Below are 23,719 nucleotides of genomic sequence, written 5' to 3'. Positions count from 1 at the left end.
CCGAAGTACGATGCGATGCCGACAGCGGTGGGCAGGCACAACCGGCGGCAGAACAGAGCCTTGTCGTGTTCGAGGGCGATGAGTTGCCGGCCAGGAATGCGCCGGCGTCGGCATCGAGATCATTCAGATCGCAACGTCCCCGCGTGCGGCTACCTAGGAATCCCCCGTGCACGGCGGGAGGAAGTCAAGGCAGGATCGAATCGACGTACCCGCCGTCGGCTCGAAGTGCTCCGCCGGTGGTCGCCGAGGCCAAGGGCGAGCTGAGGTAGACCACCATATTGGCGATCTCCTCCGGTTCGATCAGCCGTTGAATCAACGACTGCGGCCGATGCTTGCGCATGAACTCACGCTGGGCCTGGTCCCAGGGCAGCGACTGGTCCACGAGCTGATAGACGAACTCCTCCACCCCACCGGTGTGAGTCGGACCGGCTATGACCGAGTTGACCGTGACACCCGTGCCTGCGGCGTCTTTGGCGAATCCGCGTGACAGCGCCAGCAGCGCGGTTTTGGATACCCCGTAGTGAATCATTTCCTCGGGGGTGACCACCGCTGAGTCGCTGGCGATCTGGATCACGCGCCCCCAGCTCTGGTCGATCATGCCGGGTAGATAGGCCCGGATCAGCCGTGCTGCCGACAACACGTTGACCTCGAAGAAGGTGCGCCACTGCTCATCGGTGATCTCGCGTGCCGGTACTGCTCCGAAAATCCCCAGGTTGTTCACCAGGATGTCCACGGCGGGGAGCTCGTTCAGTAACTGCTCGACACCCTCGGTCGTCGCGACGTCAGCAGCGAGACCGGTAACATCGCCTCCCGCCCCGCGCAGCTCGGCGACTGCGCTCTCGACTCGGCCGGGAGTGCGACCGTTGACCGCAACCTGAGCGCCGCTGCGCGCCAAGCCTCCGGCAATCGCCAGCCCGATACCCTGTGTCGAGCCGGTGACGAGTGCGGTCTTGCCGGTCAAGTCGATCTTCACGGGCGACACTCCTTCACAGTTGTGCGGCTGCAACATGAGCGATAGCAATTCCGCTCCGAACGCATGTTCGCGGCACTCGGAACCTTACGCACAATCCTCCAGCAGCTGCGCAGAGCGCGCCGAGTGCGGACACATTGATATGCCGCCGACCGCGCATATCGTCTTCGGTGGGTTGCTCGCCCGTGATCGTCTCCGGGTGCACCCGCAGCCGCGCCCTTGTGGATCTGCCCGCAGGCGAGGTGGTCGACGGCACACTGATTCTCGATCTCAAACCCGTCCTCACACCTGACCGTTGGCCGCTCCTGCAACGTCCGTCCGGCCCCAGCTCACGCACGAAATACCGCATACCCTTTGGAGGCCGTTGTTCCAACACTCACGCGGCTATCGAGGGGGTTCGGGCCGACAGGGGGCGCCCTCCAGTTCTGGCCATGCCTTACGCATCGCTGCCGCTGCACGATGCAGCAGTTCGATGGATACGCGCTCGATGGGAATCGTCGGCGGCGGTATGCCGTGCTCGGTATCGACAGGGTGTTGGGGCAAATCCTGCTCGGTCGAGGTGTGGCAGTGCGAGCCGTCGAATATGGAGCCGGACAAGTGTGATGACCGTCTTGGTTCTCCTTCGACTCGCTCCCCGAGCGGATGGTCCCTTACTGCTGGGATGCGCTGCGTCATGTCATAGATCCAGATAGAGCCGTTCGTTGGGAAGGCGAGGGAGTCCGGCGGGGCGGCCCGGGATGATCGATGCGGCGTCCTGATGATGGTGGACCTGCCACTCCTGGAGGAAGAGCGTGGCGGCGGTGCGGCAGGCAGCGTAGTCGAAACGGAGGCCGTGAAGATGGATGCTGAGGTGGACGTCGGGTTCGTCGGGTCGTGGTGAGCCGTCGGTCATGGGCGGTGTCCGATGGTGGGGGTGCGCAGCCAGCCGGTGCGGGTGGCGCAGGCACGGATGGAGCCGATGACGGCGAGACCGGAGGGGCGGAACGGGCAGCGCGGCAGTTGGATCCATTGGCGGAAGTGGTCGCCGCGGTCGGTGGGGGAGGGGAGGGCGATGGTGGTTCCGGCGCGGGCGATGGAGACGTCGAGGCGGAACATTTCGGCGAACAGAGCGGTGTCGTCGGGGATGTCGGGGCGGATGAGGAAGGTCCAGCGCCCGGAGCGGGGATGGGCGATGATGGGGCCGGTGCCCGTGCCTGCGCCGTGGTCGCGGCAGTGTTGCAGGTCGGTGCGTACGGCGAAACCGAGTGCCGAGGGCATGACGAGTGCCCAGGTATGTTCGGCGCGGATGATGATCCGGCCGAGTTCGGGTGGGTCGATACAGGCGGGGAGATCGCAGACGCGGCGGTAGAACACGCAGCGGGTGTACGGGGTGTCGCCGAACGGAACATGCTGCATCACAAAGCCTTCGGGTTGGGGTCAGGGCAGTTGCTCACTTGTGTGAGCCGATGCGCTCCGAGCGGTACGCGAAGTTGCCCGGCGTGCGTAGAGCAAGCTGACCACGGCGTCTCGCGTGCGCCAATAACCATGCTGAATATTCATCGAAACCGGCTCATAGCCGCTGGGTATTACCTACTGTGAAAGCCGTCGAAATTCACTGTGAGACAGGGAGGGCGGGTTCGATGACGGGAACACCAGCTGGTTCGACCGTTCCGCGTAGGCAGTTGGGGCGCCACCTACGCGAACTGCGCACCGCGGCGGGCTACACGATCGCCACGGCAGCGGAGATGATCCAGTGGAGCCCGAGCATGTTGCAGCGGGTGGAGAAAGGGAATATGGACAAGGTCCGGGACGTGGATGTGCGGGAGCTGTGCCGGATCTACGATGCGGAACCGGAATTGGTGGAGGCGCTGATCGGGCTTGCCCGGCAGGCGAACACGGAGGAGTGGTGGCATTCCTATGGGGATCTAATTCCGGAGAACTTCGATGTGTACGTGGGACTCGAAACAGTCGCCACCAGTTTGACGGCGTATCAATCCGAACTGGTGCCGGGGCTGCTTCAAACCGCCGACTATGCGCGAACGCTGATCCGCACTGGGTATCCGAATGGTACGGATGCCGAGATAGAGCGCCGCGTTCAGCTGCGTGTCAAGCGACAAGCGCTGCTGAAGCGTTCGATTCGTCCGGTCCGCTACGACGCGGTACTGCAAGAGGCTGTGCTGCGGCGAGTCATTGGTTCATCGGCCATCATGAAGGCCCAGATCAAAGCGTTGGCTGATGCCAGTACCCGGCCGAATGTGAATATACGAGTACTCCCCTTCTCCGCCGGATATCCAACAGGCGACCTCATCGGCTCGTTTACGATTCTGAGGTTCGACAGCGGCGGCAAAGGGCAGGCCGCTGAGCCACCAGTGGTGTACATGGAAGGATTCACTGGGGCGTTGTACGTGGACAAGCCGAGCACTGTCGAACGGTACGGCAACGCTCACTATGCAATCCAGAGTGCGGCTCTGGGTGATCAGGAAAGCCGGAGCCTGCTCCGGAAGCTCGCGAAGGAGTACGTATGAGCATGGACATGTCAGAGGCGCAGTGGTTCAAAAGCACCCGTAGCGGCGCCTCCCAGGATTGCGTCGAGGTTGCGCACCTGCGCGGTGGCATGGTCGGTGTCCGCGACTCCAAGAATCCCACTGGTCCGGCCCTGGCTTTCGCTCCGGATGAGTGGGATGCCTTCACTCATGCATTGCGGCGTGATGGCTTCGAGGGCAACGCATAGGGGTGGGTTTGCCCTGGCCCCGTAGTGTCGGTCCAGGGCAGGCCCAGGGGCCGGCCACGGCCGGTAGGACCACTCGAGCCGAGAGACCAGCAGAGCCTCAGCGGAACACGAGGTCGACTTGTCGCTGGGCGCAGATCTCCCTGATGGCCTCAAAGTATGTGGTCGCTCCCGGAAGCGCCGATACCTCGAGATATGGCCTGGCCGTGCTGTATTCGGTCCAGACGATGGTGAATGGTGGTGTTGCGCCGAATCCGCCGCGCATGCAGTCGTCGAGTGCGTCGAGGTTCCAGCCGAAGTATCCACCGGGACCGTTCACCGCTTCCCCGATAGCGCAGTAGAAGCTGTCCTCGTCGACGATGTACCGGCCGTCGAGTTCGTAGCGTGTGCCCGGCGGGTCGTCCGGTCGAGATAAGTATGAACGACGGTGCAGTGCCACCGATAACCATGCCCGGCGAGCTGCCGGGCCGAGCGGCCGCCACATGCCGTTCGGGACGGGGCGGCCGGAGCGGAAGAGTTCCCAGGGCCACTCGGCTTCGGGTCGGAGCTCGTCGCATGTCAGGCTCACCGTGACGTCGAACAGTTCCGGTTCGGTCGGGCTCGGTCCGGCCTGTTCGATGGTGATCCCGTTGACGAAGTAGCTGCCGATGCACTGTCCTGCTGTGTCCAGGAAGTCGAGATAGGCGTTGCCGACGGTTGCGTGGCGCGTGCCCAGGTGTTCGATAGCGTGTCGCAGGGATCCCTGGGGTGCGCATCCGAGGAGTTCGACTCGCCGTGATCCCTTGTCGTCCGGTGGGGACGGAACCGGCACGAACAATCCTGCTGCCTCGCGTGTGTAGCCCCAGGGTTCATCGGCGTCGTCGCCGATCAGCCGGTATTTCGCTCCAGGTACTGCGTGCACGCTGAATGCTCCCGAATATGTTCACCCATTTTCAGCGTCCTCCTACCCAGCTTGTCTGGGCTGGGAGGCCTTTGCTCGGTCATCGTATCTTCGGGTAGAGCCGATGCCGTCTCGGTTGTCCATGCTTACTGGCTCCGGGAGAACGGTCGTGTTCCGGTTCATGCTTGCTGACCTGAGACGGATGCTCGGGTCAGTGGCGTCCGAGCAAGCCGCACAGCTCTCGGCGAGGATGTCCAGCATCTCGTCGTGCTCGACTCCCCAGTGTCCGGGAGCCCAGTGCCGCGCGACATGGTCCAGTTCAGTGATCGCGACAAGGCCGCGGAAGTGGCGGGTTCCGGCGAGGAACCGGTCGAATCCATCCTTGATATCGCGGATGGCTTCGTTCGCGGCGTTGAGTCGCTCCGAGATGAGAGCCTTCATCCGGTCGACCATCATGGGGAAGTACGAGCAGAAGGTGTCTCGCGCCGTCCCCGCTGCTGAGGTGCGGGCACATGAACTCGGGTATCGGCCTGGCGGTGGAGTCCGGTGCGGGTCATCGCATCTTTGTGTGGCGAGCGGGCTGGTACCCCTAAAGTGAGGGTTACTCAGGTTCGACGGTGAGGAGCAGGGTGTCCAGGGTTGCCGGTCAGCGGAAGCGTCCGAGGCAGGAGCGAGCCAAAGCGACCCGGAACCAGATTCTCGATGCCGCCGCCCGGTTGTTCGGTGAGCGTGGCATCGCCGACACCTCCACCAACAAGATCGCGGCCGAGGCCGGGGTCAGCATCGGGACGCTGTACCGGTATTTCGCCGACCGGTCGGTGATCGTGGATGATTTGCTGAACCGGCTGATCGACCAGGTCGAGCACGGGTTCACCGAGCGTGTGTTCGAGGTTCCCCGAGCAACGGCTGAGATGGGTGCCGACGAGTACACCGCATTGGTGGCAGGAATCCTGGAAGTATTCACCGATGTACTGGTTGCCAACGCGGCTCTGGTCAAAGCCCTGGTCGGGGGTGTGCAGTTCTACAGCAGCGGTCTGCCCGATCTGGAGCCACGGCTGCGGCTACTGGTCAAGGTCATCCTGATACAAGGTCTCGGTCCAGGGGACGACGCCACGTACGACACGATGGCCTTCGTGCTCATCAACACCGGTTTCGCAGCGGTCCTGCGCGTTTCGGCCGTCGAGGTGAGTGCCGAGGAACGCGATAAAGCGCTCGCGATGACCGCGCGCATGATGGGCCTCTGGCTCTACAGCGAGTCGCGGCGCGGCGGTGAGTGACACGTTCGCAACTGCCGAGTAGCGGCGGTGTTCGTGCGACTGCCGGACCGATCGGTGTGCCTGCTTGTGGCTGATACCAGAGGGCGCATAGGCGCGGCTGGCACCATGCCCAAAGCTCGATCGGATCGTCTCGGCGCAGCAGAGCAGGCCGTAGTCTCGGCCGAACCTTCTGCATCCGAAACCCCTTGTGAGGTACCGAGTGGACGTCGGCGTCGGCAAACGCTCCAGGATCCGCGCGACGCGAAGCAACCATGTCGCGGTGCTGGCCCTCGTCTTCGTTCTCGGCTGTTCCCACGGTTATGGGTGGGCGGAGCCCGTCGCTGCGGGTGATGTGCCGACACCGGTGCGGACGATGGCTGCCGCGCAACCGGCAGGTAACGGGTCGCGTCTGGTCGGCGTCGAGCAGGGACCGGGGCGAATACTGGACCTCATGGTCCACTCGGAGTCGATGGGTCGTTCCGTGACGGTCGAGGTCCTTCCGGCACCGGATGGTGCGAGGCCGGCCCCGACGCTCTATCTGCTCAATGGAGTCGACGGCGGGTCCGGCACCGGCGGCTGGAGTGCGGGCAGCAACTGGTTCACCAAGACCGATGCCGCGGAATTCTTCGCCGATAAGCAGGTCAACGTGGTGATGCCGGTCGGGGGTGGGGCGAGTTTCTACACCGATTGGCGCGCGGACGACCCGCGATTGGGCAGGCAGCGGTGGACCACCTTCCTGACCGAGGAGCTTCCGCCGATCATCGATGCTGCGCTGCGAACCACCGGCGTCAATGCGGTGGCCGGCTTGTCGATGGCGGCCGCCGCGGTTTTCCAGCTCGCCATCGAGGCGCCGGAGAAGTTCCGTGCCGTTGCCTCCTACAGCGGTTGTGTACGGACCAGTGACCCGAGCGGTCAGGCACTCGTCGATGCCGTTGTGCTGGGCCACCAGGGCAACCCCCACAATATGTGGGGACCGCCCACCGACCCGCTGTGGGCGGCCAACGATCCCTACCTGCGTGCCGAAGAACTCCGCGGCACCGCCATCTACGTGGCCACAGGTAACGGTCGGCCTGGGCCCCTGGATACCTGGGACGGTCCAGGAATTCACCGCAACCCGGTGAAACTGGCCGATCAACTCGTGATCGGCGGCGTGCTGGACGCGGTCGCGAACCTGTGTACCTGGCAATTGCGGGAGCGGCTGCGGGAGTTGAATATTCCCGCCACCTTCGACTTCCGGCCCAGCGGAACCCACTCATGGGGATATTGGGAGCAGGACCTGCATAATTCCTGGCCGTTACTCGAGGCCGCGATCACCGAGTGATTTTCCCTTACTCATCCGCGTGGGCGTCCACCAGCAAGCCTCGCCCAGCAGCCGCATGGTCGCCGGGACCAGCAACACCCGCAGAATCGTGGCGTCGATCAGTAGCGCGGCCACCATACCGAAGGCGATGTACTGCATCATCACCAGATCGGAGAGGACGAACGCGCCGGTGACCACCAGCAGGATCAGCGCCGCCGCCGTGATGATACGGCCGGTACGGGCCACCCCCGCCCGGATCGCGTCGGTGGTGGACGCACCCGCCGACCGTGCTTCGACGATGCGGGACAGCAGGAATATCTCGTAGTCGGTGGACAGGCCGTAGATCACCGAGACGATCACCACCAGCACCAGCGCCATGATGGGCTGCGGGGTGAAACCCAGCAGATCGGCACCATGGCCGTCGACGAAGATCCAGGTGAGGATGCCGAGCGTGGAGCCGAGCCCGAGCAGGTTCAGCGCGGCCGCCTGCAACGGCAGCACCAGGGAGCCGAGGGTGAGTGCCATCAGGACGGTGGTGGCAAGGAAAACCAGCGCGATCAAGTAGGGCATGCGATCGACGAGCGCATCGATGCTGTCTTTCTCGACGGCGGGCTGACCGCCGACCAGCAGAGTCGTGCCGTTGGGCAGGGGCATGGACCGCAGGTAGTCGACGGTCGTCCCGGCATCGCCGGAACTCTCCAGCACGGTCTGCGTGATGAACACATTGGGTTGTGACGGTCGCTGCATCAGCGCGGGGAAAGGCGCCGCCAACCCAGGGGCTTGATTGGCGTGCGCCAGTACCGTGTCGCGGGCGCCTCCGTCGAAGGTGATGACAACCAGGTCGATCGGGTCGATCCGGCGTAGCGGGAACAGTTCGTCGAAATGCTGCTGCGCCAGCCGCGTGGGATGCTCCGGCGGTAAGAATTTCTCGTTGATGGCGCCGAAGGCGAGGTTGCGCATCGGCAGGATGAGCAACAGCAATCCGGCACAGACGACAACCGCCACCACGAGCGGCCGCTTCGTGACACGTCCGGCCACCCGGCCCCACATATTGTCGGGTTCCTCGTTCGGCGCGGTGACCTTGCGGAACCAGTCGACACCGAGCCGGTCCACTCGGCGTCCGAGCACGGCCAAGAGGGCGGGCAACAAGGTGATCGAGGTCAGCGCGGCCAAGGCGATGGTGATGATGGCGCCGTAGGCGAAGGACTTCAGGAAGCCCTGCGGGAAAACGAGGATGGCGCCGGCGGCGACGGCCACGATGACGGCGGAGAACAGCACCGTGCGGCCCGCGGTCGTCACCGCCCGGCGCACCGCGTCGTCCACGTCGCGGCCTGCGGCCAGCTCTTCCCGGAAGCGGCTCAGCACGAACAGGCCGTAGTCGATGGCCAGCCCGAGACCGATCATCGACACGACCGGCGAGACGAACGAATTCACCTCGGTGACCGTGGTGAGGCAGCGGATGAGCCCCCACGCGGCGAGCACGGTGAGCCCGCCGACAATGAGAGGGAGGGCAGCGGCGACGGCGCCGCCGAAAAGGAAGAACAGCAGCACCGCGACGGCGGGGATGGCGAACAGTTCCATCCGCCGTTGATCGTGGGCCATGGTGTCGTTCAGCGCGCCGGCCACCGGTTGACCGCCGGCGACCTCCATCTCCACGCCGGGTACGTCGAAGGCATCGGCGACGGTACGGAAGTTACGCATCTGCTCGGTGTCGTCGCTGCCGCTGATGGCGATCGACGCGAAGGCGTGCTTGCGGTCCGCGGAACCGAAGATATCCGGTAGCGTCACACCGGTTTCGGTCGGCCAGTACGCGCCGTTGACCCGATCGATCTGGTCGGGGAACCGCTGCGGCAGGCTGTTCAGGCTCGCCACGATCGGTGCGGCGAACGCCGGATCGTCGATGGTGGTGCCGTCGGGGGCGTGGAACAGCAGGATCACATCACCGCTGTGGTCCTGCCCGAACACCTTGTCGCGCAACTGGGCCGCGCGCACGGATTCCGAGGCGGGATCGTCCCAGCCGCTGGAACTCAACTGGCCACCGAGACCGAGCCCGTACCAGCCGAGCGTGAGCAGCCCGGCCACCATGACACCGATAACGGTGAATCGTCGGCGCACCACGATATCGGCCCAGTGTGTCAACTCGGCGAACAATTGTCGTCGCCTCCCAACTGTGTTCCACGGATCGGCCCGGTCTGCTGCTACGCGACGCCGATTCCGCCGGGCAGCATCGGACAAGGCGGGGCAAAAATATCGTCCTCACGAATTCGCGTCCGCGATATCGGTGACGATCCCGGACGTGCGTGAGGACCGAGGCGACGATACTGCTCGGCCCATGAATTACGGGGTCGCGAGCAATGATTTCGATGTATTCACAATCGCGACGGGTTTGCCGTTGTGATGCGCTCATATCGTCGGTTCCGCTGCCATATCCGGGTACTGGGCCCGGTCACAAGCCGGGACCGTCCGACCACTGTGGAATTTCCAAACTCCGGCGAAACCTTTCCTCGTCCTTGTGTTTGATCATATTTTGACGCCATCGGTCGATGCGAAGGGCGCATGGGCGAATGTGATCACCGGGAGGGCTACGGTGATCACCGAATTCCGAGACACCGGAGGAATGTGTGTCTGATATTGCTATCGTGGGTATTGGTTGTCGGTTCGCGGGCGGAATCGATTCACCCGAAACATTCTGGGACTTCGTGATCGAGAAGCGGGACGGCGTCGTCGATATCCCCGCCGACCGGTGGGATTTCCGGCGCTACTACGACCCCGAGCCGCGGACGCCGGGGCGCGCCTACACCAAGCGCGGCGCCTTCATGACCATCGATCCGTGGGAGTTCGATCCCGATTTCTTCGGTATCTCGCCGCGGGAGGCGACGGTGCTGGACCCGCAGCAGCGACTGATGCTGGAGGTCACCTGGGAAGCGCTCGACGATGCGGGGATGGCTGGGCGTGCGCCCGGCCGATCGGTCGGCGTCTATGTCGGCGGTTTCGTGGTGGACCAGTCGGTGATCGGTGTGGTCGGGCCGGCGCTGTTCCACACCGATATGCACACCCCCGCGAGCGCGTCGTACACCATGCTGTCGAACCGGATCGCCTACGCGCTGAACCTGGTCGGCCCCGCGATCACCGTCGACACCGCGTGTTCGTCGTCGCTGGTCGCGTTCCACCTGGCCTGCCAGGCACTGCAGAACGACGACTGCACGGTGGCGCTGGCCGGTGGCGTGAACGTCATGCTGCAACCGGAGACGTTCGTGCTGATGTGCAAGGGCGGTTTCCTTGCCACCGACGGTCGCTGCAAATCCTTCGATGCCTCCGCCGATGGTTACGGTCGTGGTGAGGGCGCCGGAATGGTCGTGCTGAAGAAGCTCGACGATGCGGTGCGCGACGGCGACCGCATCTATGCCGTCGTCAAGGCCACCGGCTCGAATCAGGACGGGCGCACCACCGCGATCACCGTGCCGAACGTCGACTCGCAGGAGGCGCTGGCGCGCACGGTATGTGCGCGTTCAGGGCTGGCGCCGGAAACCATCACCTATCTCGAGGCGCACGGCACCGGAACCCTGGTCGGCGACCCGGTCGAATTACGTGCCCTGGGAAAGGTGTTCGGTGCGGCAGCCGGGCGCGCCGCAAGCGTGGGCGTCGGTTCGGTGAAGGCGACGATCGGCCATACCGAGGCCGCGGCCGGGATCGCCAGTGTGATCAAGGCGGCGCTGGCCATCGAACATCGCACCCTGCCACCACAGGGCTGGCTGGACAAGCAGAACCCGGACATCCCGTTCGACGAGCTGGGTCTGCACATACAGGTCGAGGCCGAGCCGCTGGCCGCGGACGCGCCGCCGATGTCGGTGGCGGTCAACGGTTTCGGCTACGGCGGCACCAACGCTCATGCCATCCTGCAGGAGTACCGTGCCGATTCGCGGCCGATCGCTCCCGAGCGGCACGACAGGCACCTCGGGATACTGCCGATCTCGGCGCGCAGCACCACGGCGGCACGTGCGCTGGCGGGCCGGTTCGCCGATCTGGTCGACGCGGGAGCCGATCCGGATCATCTGGCCGAGGCGGCGTGGACGCGTATGGCGCACCATCCGTTCCGCACCGGTGTGCTGCTCGGCGATTCCACCGAGGAACTGGTACGGGAGTTGCGGAAATACGCGGCCGGGGAGGGACGCGACGCAGCGAAGACCCTCGTTTCCCGTGCCGCGGAGCCGGTGTTCGTGTTCTCGGGTATGGGCCCGCAGCACTGGAAGATGGGACGCGGACTGCTGGCCGCGGGCGGTGTCTTCGCCGAGACCGCCGCAGAGATCGACGCCGAGTTCCGCGCGCTCGCGGGGTGGTCGATCGTCGAAGAACTGCGGAAACCGGAGACCGAATCGCGGATCGCCCGCACCGAAGTGGCGCAGCCCGCCAATTTCCTCGTGCAGGTGGGGCTGGTGCGTGAGCTGGCCGAATACGGGATCACACCGGCGGCCATCGTGGGCCACAGCGTGGGTGAGGTGACCGCGGCGTACGTGAGCGGGATGCTGTCGCTGCCGGACGCGGTGCGCGTCGCCTACCACCGGGCGCGGTTGCAGGCGACCACCGCGGGTACCGGCGGGATGCTCGCGGTCGGCCTGACGAAGGACCAGGCGATCGAGCTCATCGGTGACGACGACCGCGTCGATATCGCGGCCGTCAACAGTCCCACCGCCGTCACCCTCTCCGGCGCTGTCGAACGGTTGGACGAGCTCGCCGAAAAGCTCACCGAGGACGGTGTTTTCGCCCGGCGGCTGCGCGTCGAGGTACCGTATCACAGCCGCCTGATGGAGCCGATCGAGGCGGAGCTGCGCACGGCACTCGCCGAGCTGACACCGCGACCACCCGCGGTACCGCTGTACTCCACGGTGACCGGCGGACAGGTCACCGACGGCGATTGGAACGCCGAGTACTGGTGGTCGAACGTGCGGCAGCCGGTCCGGTTCTTCGACGCCATAAGCGCCCTGATCGCCGCGGGCAGCCGCGTCTTCCTCGAAGTCGGTCCGCACCCGGTGCTGTCGGGCAATATCCGTGAGGCGCTGCTCGGCGCGGACGTCAACGGCACCACGGTGGCGACACTCGACCGGGAGCAGCCGGATTCGGTGAGCATGCGCCGCACGCTCATCGGTGTGCACGCCGCGGGTGTGCTCGACCGCGAGGTGTTGTTCCCGGCCGACCAGCCGGCCACCCCCCATGTGCCGCTGCCGCGCTACCCCTGGCAGCGGACCCGGCTGCATTCGGCGCTGCCGCTGTTCGAACAAGCCCGGCTCGGCACCCCGAACACGTACGCGATGCTGGGTGATCCGGACGTCGAAGACCGCCCGGAGTGGTTGCTGCAGGTCGGCACCGAGCTGCTGCCCTGGCTCGCCGATCATGTGGTCAACGGCATCGAGATCATGCCGGGTGCGGCGTACCTGGACGCGGCGCTCAGTGCCACGGCGTCCCGGATCGGTGCCGCACAGGTAGCGCTGGAAGGGGTGCGGTTCCTCGCACCGCTGATCATGGGTGCACCGGACGTACCGCTGGTCGCGGTGAGTGTCGAAGAGGCCAGCGGCCGGTTCTTGATCAGATCGCGCAGTGCCACGGGCACCGCATGGACCGTGCACGCGACCGGCCGGACCTTGACGGGCAGTCATGAGCAGACCAAGGTCACGGTGCCGACGATCGATATCGGTATCGATGTCGACCCGGCGATGTTCTACTCCGGCCTGGCCGCGGCGGGGCTGCAGTACGGTCCGTCTTTCCGCCGGGTGACCTCGGTACGGGTCGGTGGGGATACCGTGGTTGCGACGGTCGACGGCAGCATCGCGGCCGGTTCCGGGCATCTGGCGCACCCGGCCGTCGTCGATGCGGCGATGCAGTGCGCGGCACTGCTGTTCGCCGACGAGCGCATCAACGAGGGCGTCATGGTGCCGGTCGGTGTGGCGGCGGTACGGCTGCTCGCCGATCTCCCGGAAACGATCACCGTGGTCGCGCAGCGCGATCCGCATGCCCGCCTGCGGGCCGACGTGGACCTGCTCGACGCCGAGCACAACCTGGTCGCCCGGCTGACCGGGTTGCAGATCGGCGCTCTCAAACCCGGTGACGATCCGCTGCACCGCATGGCCGACTTCTACTACAGCGACACCATGGAAGAGCGGGACCCCGTCGAACCGGCCGCCCTGGCGGATGCCGGCTCGGTGACCACGGTCATCGTCGCGTTCGGTGCAGGGAGCCGGGCCGGTGAACTCGCGGCCGCGATACCCGGCTCACGGTTGTATCGCGCCGATCCGGCCGGGTCGGGACTCGAGGCGGATCTGGTCGCGAATCTGCGCGCTGCCGCCGCGGAACAGACCCAGCGGCTGCACGTCTGCCTCGTGGCCGGCGCGGTCGAGGACGATCTGGCCGACCTGTGGACCCTCAAGCGCATCGCGGTCGCCGTGGACGAATTCGCCGACCCGCCCGCCGAGGGCGATGCGCCGCAGTCCGTTTTCGGTGACGGCGCCGTGCACTGCACCCTGGTGACCGAACGCGCCTTCACCCTGCCCGACAGTCCCCTCGCACCGGATCCGAGGCAGGCCGCATTGGCCGGGGCGCGCCGGGTGCTGCTCAACGAGCAGACCCCGCTGCGGTGGCGGTTGATCGACACCGAGCCGGAGACCCCGACCGCCGATCTGGTGGCCGAGCTCGCTGTGCCCGGCGCGTTCTCGCACGACTACTGCGACGAGGTGCTGTTGCGCGACGGCAAGCGCTGGGCACCGGTGGTGACCAAACCCCTGCCCGACTGGCTGGAGGGGCTGGACACCGCGCAACCGCTGACCGACCCGGAGGCGAACTTCGAGCTGGATATGCCCAGGACGCGATTGCTGTCGGCGCTGGCGTGGCGTGCGTGCCCGCGTCCCGACCCCGGTGCCGGGGAGATCGAGGTCCGCATGCAGGTCATCGGGTTGAACTACAAGGACCCGCTGAAGGTGATCGGGTTGCTCGGCGAACGTGAGCTGGCACCGACGTATTTCGGCGCCGTACCCGGTATGGAGGGCGTCGGAACCGTGGTGCGGATCGGGCCGGGAATCGACGATGTCGCGGTCGGAGATCTGGTCGCCGTGGCGTCCAAGGGCATGATGCGCCGGTTCGCCGTCGTCGACCGGCAACTGGTGGTCGCCTTGCCGCCCGGTACCGATCCCGGGCATTGCACCAGCACCATCACCTTCGGCACCGCCGAATACGCACTGCTCGATCTGGCCCGCCTGGAGCCGGGGGAGACGGTGCTGATCCACGGGGCCGCCGGTGGCGTCGGCACCGCGGCCATCCAGGTGGCGAAGGCCCACGGCGCTCGCATCATCGGTACGGCGAGCACGCCGGAACGACGCGCCCACGTTCTGGCCATGGGCGCCGATCACGCCGTGAACTCGCGCTCGCTCAATTTCGTCGACGATGTGCTCGCCTGGACGGGCGGGGCGGGCGCCGATGTCATCATCAGCAGCGCCCCCGGCGAGATCCTGCGACAGAACTTCAACGCCGCAGCGGAATTCGGGCGGATCGTCGAGGTCGGCAAGGCCGATATCTACACCGGCGGCTTGCTGGAGCTGGCCAATTTCGACAAGAACCTCTCCTATTTCTCGATGGATCTGGACCGTTTGGTTGCGGTGCGCCCGCAGCGGCTGGCGCGTCTGCTGGAACGGGTATTCCAGAAGGTCACCGAAGGCACCTACTCGCCGCTGCCGTACCAGATGTTCGAGACCGAGGAGGTGAGCAAGGCCTTCGAGGAAACCCTGCGCTCCTCGCGGCTCGCCCGGATCGCCTTACGCATGGACTCCCCGCAACCGCCCGTCCGACCGTACCTGCCCGATATCGAGATCAGCGATATCGCAAGCTATCTCATCACCGGCGGATTCGGCGGTTTCGGGTTGGCGATCGGCCGCTGGTTGACGCTGCGCGGGGCACGCAGGCTGGTGCTGCTCGGCCGCCGCGGCGCGACCACCGAGGAAGCCAGGCGGCAGCTGGAGGCGTGGCGCACGGTCGGCGTCGAGGTGGTCGAGGAACTCGTCGATGTGACCGACGCGGCCGCGATCGCCGAGGTCGTGGCGCGGGCACACAGCGCCGAGCATCCCTTGCGCGGGGTGTTCCACGCCGCAGGCGCGGTGGCCGACAACCGCGTCAGCAAGATGGAACCCGAGCAGCTGGACACGGTGTACCGGCCGAAGGTGCACGGCGCGCAGGTGGTGCATCAGGCGGTCGCCGACGCGGGGATCACACTGGACATGTTCGTCCTGTGCTCCTCCGGCGGCTCGATGTACGGCATTTACGGCCAGTACAACTACTGCGCGGCCAATGTCGCGGTGGAAGCGCTGGCCGAGAAGTGGTCGCGGGCCGGCGAACGAGCGCTGTGCATCGGCTGGGGGCACCTGTCCGGGGCGACCGGAGGTATGGCCGCCGACGAAACGGCCGAAAAATATCTCGATCTGGTCGGGTTCGGCCCGATCGATATGGCCGACGCCACCGCCTACCTGGAGCAGACGCTGCGGCTCGGCGCGACCCGCGCGGCGATCATCCCCACAGACTGGGCCAAACTGACCGGCACCTTCCCGCAGCTGACCCGCACGGGCCGCACGATCGCCTTGGCCACGGCCGCCGCCAAGGACACTTCCGAACTGGCGCGGCTGCGCGACGAACTGGCCGCCATGGCCGAGACCAAGCGCGGACCCTACATCGCACGCAAGATGGCCGAGGAACTGGCGGTGGTCATGGGCGTGCCGGTGGAGACGATCGATATGACCGTCCCGGTGCCGGAACTGGGGCTCGATTCACTGATGGCGGTGGAGCTCGGCGCTCGGGTCACCAAAACACTCGGGATCGATCTGATGTCGCTGCAGATGGGTCGGTCGTTCAGCCTGGAACAGGCCGGTCCGAAGGTAGCGGAGTTGATTCTCGCGCACGATCCAGGGGGTGCGCAGCCGCTTCCCGGTCCGGCCGCGGTGGCCACGGCAACCGCGGAGCCCGCAGCCGACGGGGCCGCCGCAGCGGCCGACGGTCTGCCGGTCGGGCAACCGTCCGCAGCGGCGCGGGCCTCGGCATCGGCCGACCGGGCCGACGAGGCGACCATGGCCGTGGCTCGGTGAGGAAGCGGAGGTAATCGCGATGGTCGATTTCGGCCTCATCGATGAATGGGAGCCGTCACCCGGACGGCTCACCACCTGGGTCGCGTCACCGGAATCGCTGGAGCGCGCGCAGCGGGCGCCGGTGCATCCGGCCCCGCCGTCCCTGCAGCAGGAGCAGTACCTGCGGCTGGCCGACCGGCACGCCGCCGCCGACTTCCGCTTTTCGGGGCTGTGCCTGGTAACCGCGCAGATCCCCACCGGCGATCTCGACCGGGACGTGATGACCCGGGTCGTCAACCAGTTCCTGCTGCGGCACGACACCTTCCGGACCTGGTTCACGATCGCACCGGACGGCGCCGTGCGACGGCACCTGGTGCCCGAGGAGGTGGTCGACTTCATCCCGATCGACTACGGGCGACTCGACGACCCGGAATCGATTCGCCGGCACGTCCAGAAAACGACACCAGGGCCCTTCCACTGGGATTGCTTCACCTTCGGTGCGATCGAGCACGGCGAGGCAACCACCGTCTACCTCGCCGTCGATCACCTGCACACCGACGGCTTGGGCCAGTACCTGTCCGCGTCCGACTTCGCCCAGCTGTACGCGGCACAACTGTGGGACGAGGCGGAACCGCTGCCGCTCGCGGCGAGCTACCTGGATTACTGCACCGCCGAGCGAGCCCACAGCGCGCAACTGACGCTGTCGTCACCGGGGGTCCGGAAATGGCTCGAACTGCTGCGGGGAAACGACAACAAACTCCCGGTGTTTCCCTTGGACCTCGGCAAGCGGTCCGATGGCTACAACCGCAGCGCCCATCGCAGCCTCCTGCTGGTGGACGAGCACGACGCCAAACGATTCGAGGAGGTCTGCCGAGCGCACGACGCCGAATTCGTCGGCGGCGCGTTCGCCGTCGCGGCGCTGACCGAACGCGAACTCACCGGCTCCGACTACTACTTCGGCATGACACCGATCAGCACCCGGACCTCTGCGGCGGAGGGCAATTCGGTCGGCTGGTATGTGACCTTGGTTCCGGTCGCGTTTCCGCTCGGACCGAGCACACCGTTCACTCGTGCGCTGACCATTGCCCAGCGCGCCTACGAGAACGGTCTCCGGCTGGCGCCCACCTCGTTTCACCGGGTGCTCGAACTGCTACCGCCCGACGCGGAGATCAAGGCCGAACCGGGCTGGGTCACACCGATGATCTCGTTCATCGACGCCAGGGATTTCGCAGGTCACGAGTTCTTCGATGAGATCACCGCCGGTGTGTACGCCAACCGCGCCGCCTCCGAGGAGGTTCTCATCTGGATCAACCGGCTGCCGTCGGGGACGACGCTGAGCGTTATTTACCCGGACACCGAGGTGGCGCACGAATCGGTGGAGCGCTATGTCGCCGCCATGAAATCGGTGTTCGTGGCGATTGCCGCGAGCGCAGAACCCCAGTGACCAGGAGGATACGTGCCCACCGCATTCCGTGACCCGTGCATCCCCGACGGCGAGAAGTCCGTGTACTCCGTCCGGCTCGCGGACCGGCCGCAAGGATTCGAGATGACCAATATCGTCGCCGGTGCGGTCGACGGCTATCGGGCCACGCTCGAGGCGTGTCTCGGCAGCGGCAATCCCGGCGGCACAGATCTGGCCCTGACGATCGAACAGCGGTTCAAGCGGGTCGGCGAGCGGCTACGTGCCGAACACTATCGAGCCGAGACGCGCGCGGGCGGCACGTTGGTTTCACGGGAGGAAGCCAATTTCCTCGATACCCATCACCTGCAATTCGGCGGCGCGCCCGCACCTTTCCCCCTGAACGTCATGCCGATCGCCGCGGGGCTGACCCTGCTGCGCGGACTGGACTTCGCGGAGGGGCACGCGGAGACCATCGATGTGTGGCTGGCCTTCTCGGTGCATTGGCCGCTGATCGTCCGGGTGGAAAAACGGGTGACGACAGAAGTGCCCGCGGGCAGCGTGCCCTGCTGGCAAGTACGGCTCAGACCCGGGTTCGCGCAGGTGAATACGTTCCTGGACAAGGTGATCGGCGGCATACTGCCGCCGTTCGTCGCGCACTTCGCGGAGGCGGCACCGCACCGGCTGGTGCGGTTGAGCTTCCCCACTCAGTTGGCCTTGTCCGGCCCGCGCACGCTCCTGGAGGTCGTCTCATGACCGTGCGGGCGGGCCTGGCCACGCTCGAGCAGCGTTTGCGTGGTGAGCTTGCCGCCTGGCTGGCCTTCACCGGATGCCTGATCGCGGTGTTCATGCAGATGATCGACGTCACGATCGTGAACACCGCCCTACCCAGCCTGACCGTCGACCTGGGCGCCTCCCGGTCGGCGCAACTGCTGGTGATCTCCGGCTATTCGCTGGCCTTCGCCTGCACCCTGCTCACCGCCGCCCGGATCGGCGCGATCATCGGGCGGCGGGTCATGTTCCTGACGTCGGTGGCCGCCTTCACCGCCGCGTCGCTGTGGTGCGGGCTGGTCACCGACGCCACGGAGCTGGTGATCGCCCGGGTGGTGCAAGGCGCAGCGGGTGCGGGGATGGCGGCGCAGACGATCGCCGTCTTGACTGCCAGCTTTCCGCGTGAACGGCATCCGCTGGCGTTCGCGCTGTACGGGGGAGTTGCGGGTTTCGCCGGGATGCTCGGGCCGATCGTCGGCGGCGCCCTCGTCACGATCGATATCGGGGGCTGGGGCTGGCGTTCGGTATTCCTGATCAATCTGCCGATCGGTGTGTTCGCGTTCGCCCTGGCCTGGCGCTACCTGCGGATGGGGCGGCCGGACCGTCGTGACGGCCTCGACCTCGGTGGCGTGGGTCTGTCCACGGCCGGGTTGTTCGCGTTGATCTTCGCGCTGGCCGAGATACAGCAGCGTGGCTGGCGTCCGGAATTGATCGTCCTGCTCGGGGGCGGCGCGGCGTTGGCGGTGCTCTTCGTGGCGCACCAGCGTAGGCGGGCGGGTAGGGCCGGGAGCCCGCTGGTGTGCCTCGAGCTGTTCGCCGACCGCGGCTTCCGGATCGGCTCGATACTGGTCGGCGTCTTCTTCGGGTTGTTCACCGCGTTCGTTTTCGCCGCGTCGATCACCATGCAGGATGTTCTGGGCTATTCGCCGTGGCGGACCGGGCTGGTGATGACGTTGTTCGCGCTCGGTGCCGGTACCGGCGCGCTCGGCTCCCTGATTCTGGTGCAACGCTGGGGGATTCGGGTGCTTACCGCCGGTATCGCACTGTACGGCGGCTGTCTGGCCGCGGGCGCGGTGTATCTGTGGCTGACCTCGGGGGTGGTGAACGGGCTGCTTGCCGCCGGTCCGGTCTTTCTGTCGGGATTCGGGGTCGGCCTGTTCGGCGTGCAGTTGCAGCCGATGATGCTGGCAGGGTTGGATACCGACCGGATGGCGGAGGCCTCCGGCGTATCCCCGACTATCGAGCAGGTCGGCAACGCAATCGGACTCGCGGTATTGACCACCCTGTTCTTCCGTTCACATAGTCTCACCGGCACCATCACGATGATGGCGGCCCTCGCGGTCGTGGCCATGGGCCTGGCGGTGTCGACGCTGGCGATGCCTGCGCCCGGCGCGGCAACCCGAAAAGTGAGCAGTAGTCAACCATTTACCGTCATCTGAGTCCGCGTCGGTAGGTTCCGGCCACATATGACCAGGTAGAAGGGCTGACGAAGAGGGAGATCAACTGCGAGAAACGGGAGTAGAAGGTGAGCTCGAGCTCGTTATATTGTCCACCTTGTGTCGGTGATCACTGGTAACGGCAACGTATATGCGGCGTTGCTCGGATCGGTGGGATGTGCGCCGTGACAAGGAGGTCTGACGTGACGACTGGGGTTCGCGCTGCGAATACTGCCGCTGAATCAGCGGCGACCGAGGTCCCGGATGCCGGGAGCCTTGCCGATGAGTTGGCCGCTCATCTCGTCAGTACGGTTCCGCGATTCACCACTTGCTCGGACAACGTTCTGAGGGGTGAAGTAACCGCCCTGACACGGGTATGTGTGCGGTGGTGGCTGCGACACACCCGAGACGATGTCGTGACCGACTGCGGTGATCTCGTGCGTGCGGCGGCCGGTCGCTGGGCGCGGCACGGTATCGAGATCGATGTCGTACTGCACGCCGTGCACGCGGGATACCAGACCGCCTTGGACTGGCTGAACACTCGAACAGGCGCGGCCGAACCCGGTGGTGCCGTCGAAACCGATACGAAGGCAATAGAACTGCTGGACCTGATCACTACGGCGGTCAGTAAGGCCTACATCGGCGAGGTCCGGGCGAGCGCCGCCGAACACCGGACAGCAGTGCATACCCTGGCCTCGGCGTTGCTCGGCGGGCATGCCACCGCCCAGGTGGCGCGCGAATGCGGAATCGCCATCGCGGAAGAGTATTTCGTGCTCGCCGTCCACCTGCCACCGAGCCGGAACGAGGAACATCCTCACCTCGGTGCGCAGGTGAACGCCCGGCACGCGCTGCGCCGCGTTCAAGCAGCACTTGCTGACCTTCTCGGTAACCAGGCGCCGGCCGTACTGTCTGTCGCAGGCGGCACGGTTCTGATACCGCAGAAAGCGTGCGCCGATCCAGATCTCGACGCGATGGTGGAACGGCTGAGCACGCTCGCGGCGGTGCCGATCACCGCAGCCGTCGTGCTTGCTCGCACGGCCGCTGTTCCGAGCGCAGCGGAACAGGCTCATGAGTTACTGGATACCGCCATACGCCTTGGGTATGGACCCGGTGTCCACCGATTCGCCGATCTGGCATTGCATTACCAATTGACCCGACCGGGAGCTGCCCGGGACGTCCTCGGTGCCGTGCTGGCACCCCTCGATGGTCACCCGGAACTGATGGAAACCCTGCGGGTCTTCGTAGCTACCCAACTCGATCGTCGTCGTACAGCTCGGCAATTGTTCGTCCACCCGAATACTGTCGATTACCGACTCAAGCGGATCGGTCAATTGACCGGGCACGATATGTCGATGACCAGAGGAATGTGGTATCTGCGCTCGGCGCTCATCGCACGGGCCAGTGGGAATGCCGAGTGCTCTGCTCATCATCCGCTCCATGGTGGGCGGCGGCCGGCATGACCCACGGGACAGACGTCGGCCAGGGAGGTCGTTGATGGTGAAAAGTCGGATGCCGGTCGGTCGGGTGGCACGCAGTGCTCGACTGGGACGTTTGGCTGCGGGGCAGGCCGTACGCGGGGTCGGTACCCGGTTTTCGGCAATCGGGCGAACCGACGAGGCCCGTCGAGTCATGGCGGAGCGGTCGGCCCTGCAGGCCGCCCAGCAGATCGTCACCGTCCTCGGCGGCATGAAAGGCGCGGCGATGAAGCTGGGGCAGATGCTTTCGGTGCTGGATATCGACCTGATACCAGAATCGCACCGGGAAATGTTCCGACAGAAACTATCCGAGCTGCGTGACCACGCACCGGTAGTGGCTTTCGAAGCCATGCGGAAGGTGATCGAGGACGATCTCGGTCCGTTGTCCCGTGTTTTCACCGACTTCGATGAAGAGCCGGTCGCCGCGGCGTCGATCGGCCAGGTATATCGGGCGCAGCTGCGTGACGGCCGGGTCGTCGCGGTCAAGGTGAAATACCCCGGGGTCGATGCCGCAGTCCACGCTGATATGCGCAACCTGCAGTTCTTCAGCAAGCTATGGAAATCGATCCTACCGGCCGCTGCCGACACAGCGGTGCTCGACGAGATCACCCGCAATATCAGCGCTGAACTGGACTACGTGCGCGAAGCGAACACACAGCACCGGGTGGCCGCACGCTACCGTGATCACCCCTTCATCACCGTGCCCGACAGCATCGGTGCGTTCTGCACTGGCAACGTGCTGGTCACCGAGTTCCTCGATGGCCTCACATTCGACCGGATCCGGCAGCTGCCCCGGACCGACCGCGATCGGATCGGGGAACTGGTCTACCACTTCTACATCGGTGGATTGTTTCTCGATCACGAGTTCTGTGCCGATCCGCATCCGGGCAACATCATGCTCGCCCACGACGGCCGCGTGGGTTTCGTCGACTTCGGTCTCTACAACCAGATCGCTTCCGAGCACGTCGATCTGGAACGCGACGTTCTGCGCGCCGCGGCCGAACATCGCGCCGAGGACATATTCGAGCTGTGGCGGGCACGCGGAATAGTCGACGCCGACTCCGGTGTCACAGCCGAGGAATGTCTCGAGTACGTGTGGGGCGCCGCGGGCTGGCACCTGCTCGACGAGGAGACCACGATCACCGCCGAACTCGCCAGCAGTGCTGTCGTCCTGGCCGTGGATCCCCGTTCCGCGCAGCATCGGAGTGTGCGCCATCAGGCGCTGCCCCCCGAACACGTCTTCTCGCGCCGCGCCGATCTGTTCACCTTCACCGCCCTCGGCCAGCTCGAAGCCACCAACAATTGGCATCGCCTGGCCCGCGAATGGATGTACGGCGAGCTACCCGCTACCGAAATCGGCCGCACGATCGCTCGCTGGCGGCGGGCGCGAGGAACCGTCGCACTCTGACCGCAATGCGCGTCATGGGTGGCCGGCAACGTGGTCGGTGGCGGGGATCGCGCGCTCCACTGCCGTTCGCACCAGTTCTTTGGCCTGTTCCTCGGTGAAGACGCCGGGCAGGGTGAGTCGTTCGAGGATGAGCCAGTTCAGGGTAAGGAACAGCAGTACGACGGTGTTTTCATCGCCCGGCATTCCGTAGTCCAGATGGTTGCGAATGTTGTAGTCCAGATCGGCTCGTACCCGCTCGGTGAGCAGGGCCTGCAGTTCGGGCCGCCGAGTGGCTTCCAGCCGGAGTTCGAGGAGCGCGAGATAGCCGGTGCGGAAGCGGGTGACGCGTTCGACGACCTCGGTCATGAGTTCGGTGACGGTCTCGCGGGTGCGCGGTCCGTGCAGTTTCGCCGTGGTCGATTCGTCGGGAATCAGCCGCTCGTAGTACCGGTGGCCCGCTTGGACGAGTAGTTCGTCGCGGTTGGTGAAGTAGTTGGATGCGGTCCCGGCAGGTACTTCGGCCTCCCGGTCCACTGCGCGAAATGTCAGTCCGCGGGCTCCTTCTCGGGCCAGGACCTCGATTGATGCATCCAGCAGCGCTCGGCGACGTTCGGGGTTCGTGCGGACCACTTGACACCACTCCATCTGTAGTACTACAGTTCAAACCACTTAGGACATAGTACTACAACATGGGCGGTAAGAGGGCAGGGGCCTTCCACTGCCCCGCAAGCCCGGCCTCCACCGGTTTCTGGAAAGGCGCTATCGATATGCCAAAACAACATCGCACCCTTTCGATTCGAAAAAAGCAGCCGCGTTTCGTGGCTCGCCCTGTGCCTCCGCGGACGGCCGCCACCTTCCAGAACGGATGGCCCCGGCACGGCAGGCGCGGCGCCCGGTAACGACCGGCGGAAAACCTGCTGCCCCCGGGCCTAGGTCGATGACACGGATTGGAGAGCGCACCTGCCACTCGGCGGGCGTGCTGCTCGGCCAGCACGTCGCGGTGGAGCTGCGCAGCTCGGTCCCTGATCGAACCCGTCTCGGGGAAG

General features: G+C 65.8%; 17 protein-coding genes. 10 read left to right on the top strand and 7 right to left on the bottom strand.

The annotated features are described in order from the left end of the window. Positions 1–184: 184 nt before the first annotated feature. The 3 genes from B0T44_RS18705 to B0T44_RS18700 all read right to left on the bottom strand — a co-directional run bounded on the left by B0T44_RS18705 (position 185) and on the right by B0T44_RS18700 (position 2,365). Positions 185–973 carry an SDR family NAD(P)-dependent oxidoreductase gene (locus B0T44_RS18705; RefSeq protein WP_077116796.1) on the bottom strand — a complete coding sequence of 263 codons (789 nt, stop codon included), beginning with the start codon at positions 971–973 and terminating at the stop codon, positions 185–187. A 673-nt stretch (positions 974–1,646) separates the two neighbouring features. After that, positions 1,647–1,862 (bottom strand): hypothetical protein, encoded by a 216-nt coding sequence (locus B0T44_RS26655; protein WP_139347800.1) that lies wholly within the window; start codon positions 1,860–1,862, stop codon positions 1,647–1,649. Next, positions 1,859–2,365: a DNA-directed RNA polymerase subunit beta gene (locus B0T44_RS18700; protein WP_077116726.1), complete on the bottom strand. Its 507-nt coding sequence runs from the start codon at positions 2,363–2,365 to the stop codon at positions 1,859–1,861. The genes B0T44_RS26655 and B0T44_RS18700 overlap by 4 nt, the downstream gene beginning before the upstream one ends. Positions 2,366–2,589: 224 nt before the next feature. Between B0T44_RS18700 and B0T44_RS18695 the strand changes: the two genes are divergently transcribed. Together B0T44_RS18695 and B0T44_RS18690 are read left to right on the top strand one after the other, a co-directional pair. Next, positions 2,590–3,474 carry a helix-turn-helix domain-containing protein gene (locus B0T44_RS18695; protein WP_077116725.1) on the top strand — a complete coding sequence of 295 codons (885 nt, stop codon included), beginning with the start codon at positions 2,590–2,592 and terminating at the stop codon, positions 3,472–3,474. Continuing rightward, positions 3,471–3,680, top strand: a complete 210-nt coding sequence (locus B0T44_RS18690; RefSeq protein ID WP_077116724.1) for a DUF397 domain-containing protein — start codon at positions 3,471–3,473, stop codon at positions 3,678–3,680. Before B0T44_RS18695 ends, B0T44_RS18690 begins: the two co-directional genes overlap by 4 nt. Before the next feature lie 97 nt (positions 3,681–3,777). Here B0T44_RS18690 and B0T44_RS28720 read toward each other — a convergent pair whose 3' ends face one another. Both B0T44_RS28720 and B0T44_RS18680 read right to left on the bottom strand, forming a co-directional pair. Beyond that, entirely contained in the window at positions 3,778–4,578 is an 801-nt protein-coding gene (locus tag B0T44_RS28720) for a barstar family protein (protein ID WP_077116723.1), read from the bottom strand. Positions 4,579–4,620: 42 nt separating this feature from the next. Next, entirely contained in the window at positions 4,621–4,998 is a 378-nt protein-coding gene (locus B0T44_RS18680) for a hypothetical protein (protein ID WP_139347799.1), read from the bottom strand. A 188-nt stretch (positions 4,999–5,186) separates the two neighbouring features. Here B0T44_RS18680 and B0T44_RS18675 point away from each other — a divergent pair, with 188 nt between their 5' ends. Both B0T44_RS18675 and B0T44_RS18670 read left to right on the top strand, forming a co-directional pair. Further along, entirely contained in the window at positions 5,187–5,834 is a 648-nt protein-coding gene (locus B0T44_RS18675) for a TetR/AcrR family transcriptional regulator (protein ID WP_077116721.1), read from the top strand. A 199-nt stretch (positions 5,835–6,033) separates the two neighbouring features. Further along, positions 6,034–7,134 (top strand): alpha/beta hydrolase, encoded by a 1,101-nt coding sequence (locus B0T44_RS18670; protein WP_077116720.1) that lies wholly within the window; start codon positions 6,034–6,036, stop codon positions 7,132–7,134. Here B0T44_RS18670 and B0T44_RS18665 read toward each other — a convergent pair. After that, positions 7,108–9,264, bottom strand: coding sequence for an MMPL family transporter (locus B0T44_RS18665; RefSeq protein WP_077116719.1), 2,157 nt, complete (start codon positions 9,262–9,264; stop codon positions 7,108–7,110). The genes B0T44_RS18670 and B0T44_RS18665 overlap by 27 nt on opposite strands. Positions 9,265–9,734: 470 nt before the next feature. Here B0T44_RS18665 and B0T44_RS18660 point away from each other — a divergent pair, with 470 nt between their 5' ends. The 6 genes from B0T44_RS18660 (at position 9,735) to B0T44_RS18635 (ending at position 22,694) form a co-directional block, all read left to right on the top strand. Further along, a complete protein-coding gene (locus B0T44_RS18660; protein ID WP_077116718.1) occupies positions 9,735–16,226 on the top strand; it encodes a type I polyketide synthase in 6,492 nt (2,163 codons plus the stop codon). Between the two features lie 19 nt (positions 16,227–16,245). Beyond that, entirely contained in the window at positions 16,246–17,649 is a 1,404-nt protein-coding gene (locus B0T44_RS18655) for a condensation domain-containing protein (RefSeq protein WP_077116717.1), read from the top strand. Between the two features lie 12 nt (positions 17,650–17,661). Then, positions 17,662–18,360 (top strand): hypothetical protein, encoded by a 699-nt coding sequence (locus B0T44_RS18650; protein ID WP_077116716.1) that lies wholly within the window; start codon positions 17,662–17,664, stop codon positions 18,358–18,360. Further along, the gene (locus B0T44_RS18645; RefSeq protein ID WP_077116715.1) at positions 18,357–19,814 is read left to right on the top strand and encodes an MFS transporter; all 1,458 of its coding nucleotides are present in this window, start codon (positions 18,357–18,359) and stop codon (positions 19,812–19,814) included. Before B0T44_RS18650 ends, B0T44_RS18645 begins: the two co-directional genes overlap by 4 nt. A 173-nt stretch (positions 19,815–19,987) precedes the next feature. After that, positions 19,988–21,271, top strand: a complete 1,284-nt coding sequence (locus tag B0T44_RS18640) for a PucR family transcriptional regulator (RefSeq protein WP_081512289.1) — start codon at positions 19,988–19,990, stop codon at positions 21,269–21,271. A gap of 37 nt (positions 21,272–21,308) precedes the next feature. Next, positions 21,309–22,694, top strand: a complete 1,386-nt coding sequence (locus B0T44_RS18635) for an ABC1 kinase family protein (RefSeq protein WP_175648012.1) — start codon at positions 21,309–21,311, stop codon at positions 22,692–22,694. A 12-nt stretch (positions 22,695–22,706) separates the two neighbouring features. On the opposite strand, the gene B0T44_RS18630 is transcribed toward B0T44_RS18635, so the two are convergent. After that, positions 22,707–23,303, bottom strand: a complete 597-nt coding sequence (locus B0T44_RS18630; RefSeq protein ID WP_077116713.1) for a TetR/AcrR family transcriptional regulator — start codon at positions 23,301–23,303, stop codon at positions 22,707–22,709. Positions 23,304–23,719 lie beyond the last annotated feature (416 nt).

The sequence above is a fragment of the Nocardia donostiensis genome, assembly GCF_002081715.1.
Lineage (GTDB): Bacteria > Actinomycetota > Actinomycetes > Mycobacteriales > Mycobacteriaceae > Nocardia > Nocardia donostiensis.
Note: the sequence above shows the minus strand (reverse complement) of the source record. Positions and strands in the feature narration are given on the sequence as shown.

Bases quoted from the DNA above. Each gene is read 5' to 3' on its own strand.
- B0T44_RS18700 (WP_077116726.1), bottom strand. From the start codon at position 2,365: ATGCAGCATGTTCCGTTCGGCGACACCCCGTACACCCGCTGCGTGTTC.
- B0T44_RS26655 (WP_139347800.1), bottom strand. From the start codon at position 1,862: ATGACCGACGGCTCACCACGACCCGACGAACCCGACGTCCACCTCAGC.
- B0T44_RS18640 (WP_081512289.1), top strand. From the start codon at position 19,988: ATGTGCGCCGTGACAAGGAGGTCTGACGTGACGACTGGGGTTCGCGCT.
- B0T44_RS18690 (WP_077116724.1), top strand. From the start codon at position 3,471: ATGAGCATGGACATGTCAGAGGCGCAGTGGTTCAAAAGCACCCGTAGC.
- B0T44_RS18680 (WP_139347799.1), bottom strand. From the start codon at position 4,998: ATGAAGGCTCTCATCTCGGAGCGACTCAACGCCGCGAACGAAGCCATC.
- B0T44_RS18655 (WP_077116717.1), top strand. From the start codon at position 16,246: ATGGTCGATTTCGGCCTCATCGATGAATGGGAGCCGTCACCCGGACGG.
- B0T44_RS18695 (WP_077116725.1), top strand. From the start codon at position 2,590: ATGACGGGAACACCAGCTGGTTCGACCGTTCCGCGTAGGCAGTTGGGG.
- B0T44_RS18645 (WP_077116715.1), top strand. From the start codon at position 18,357: ATGACCGTGCGGGCGGGCCTGGCCACGCTCGAGCAGCGTTTGCGTGGT.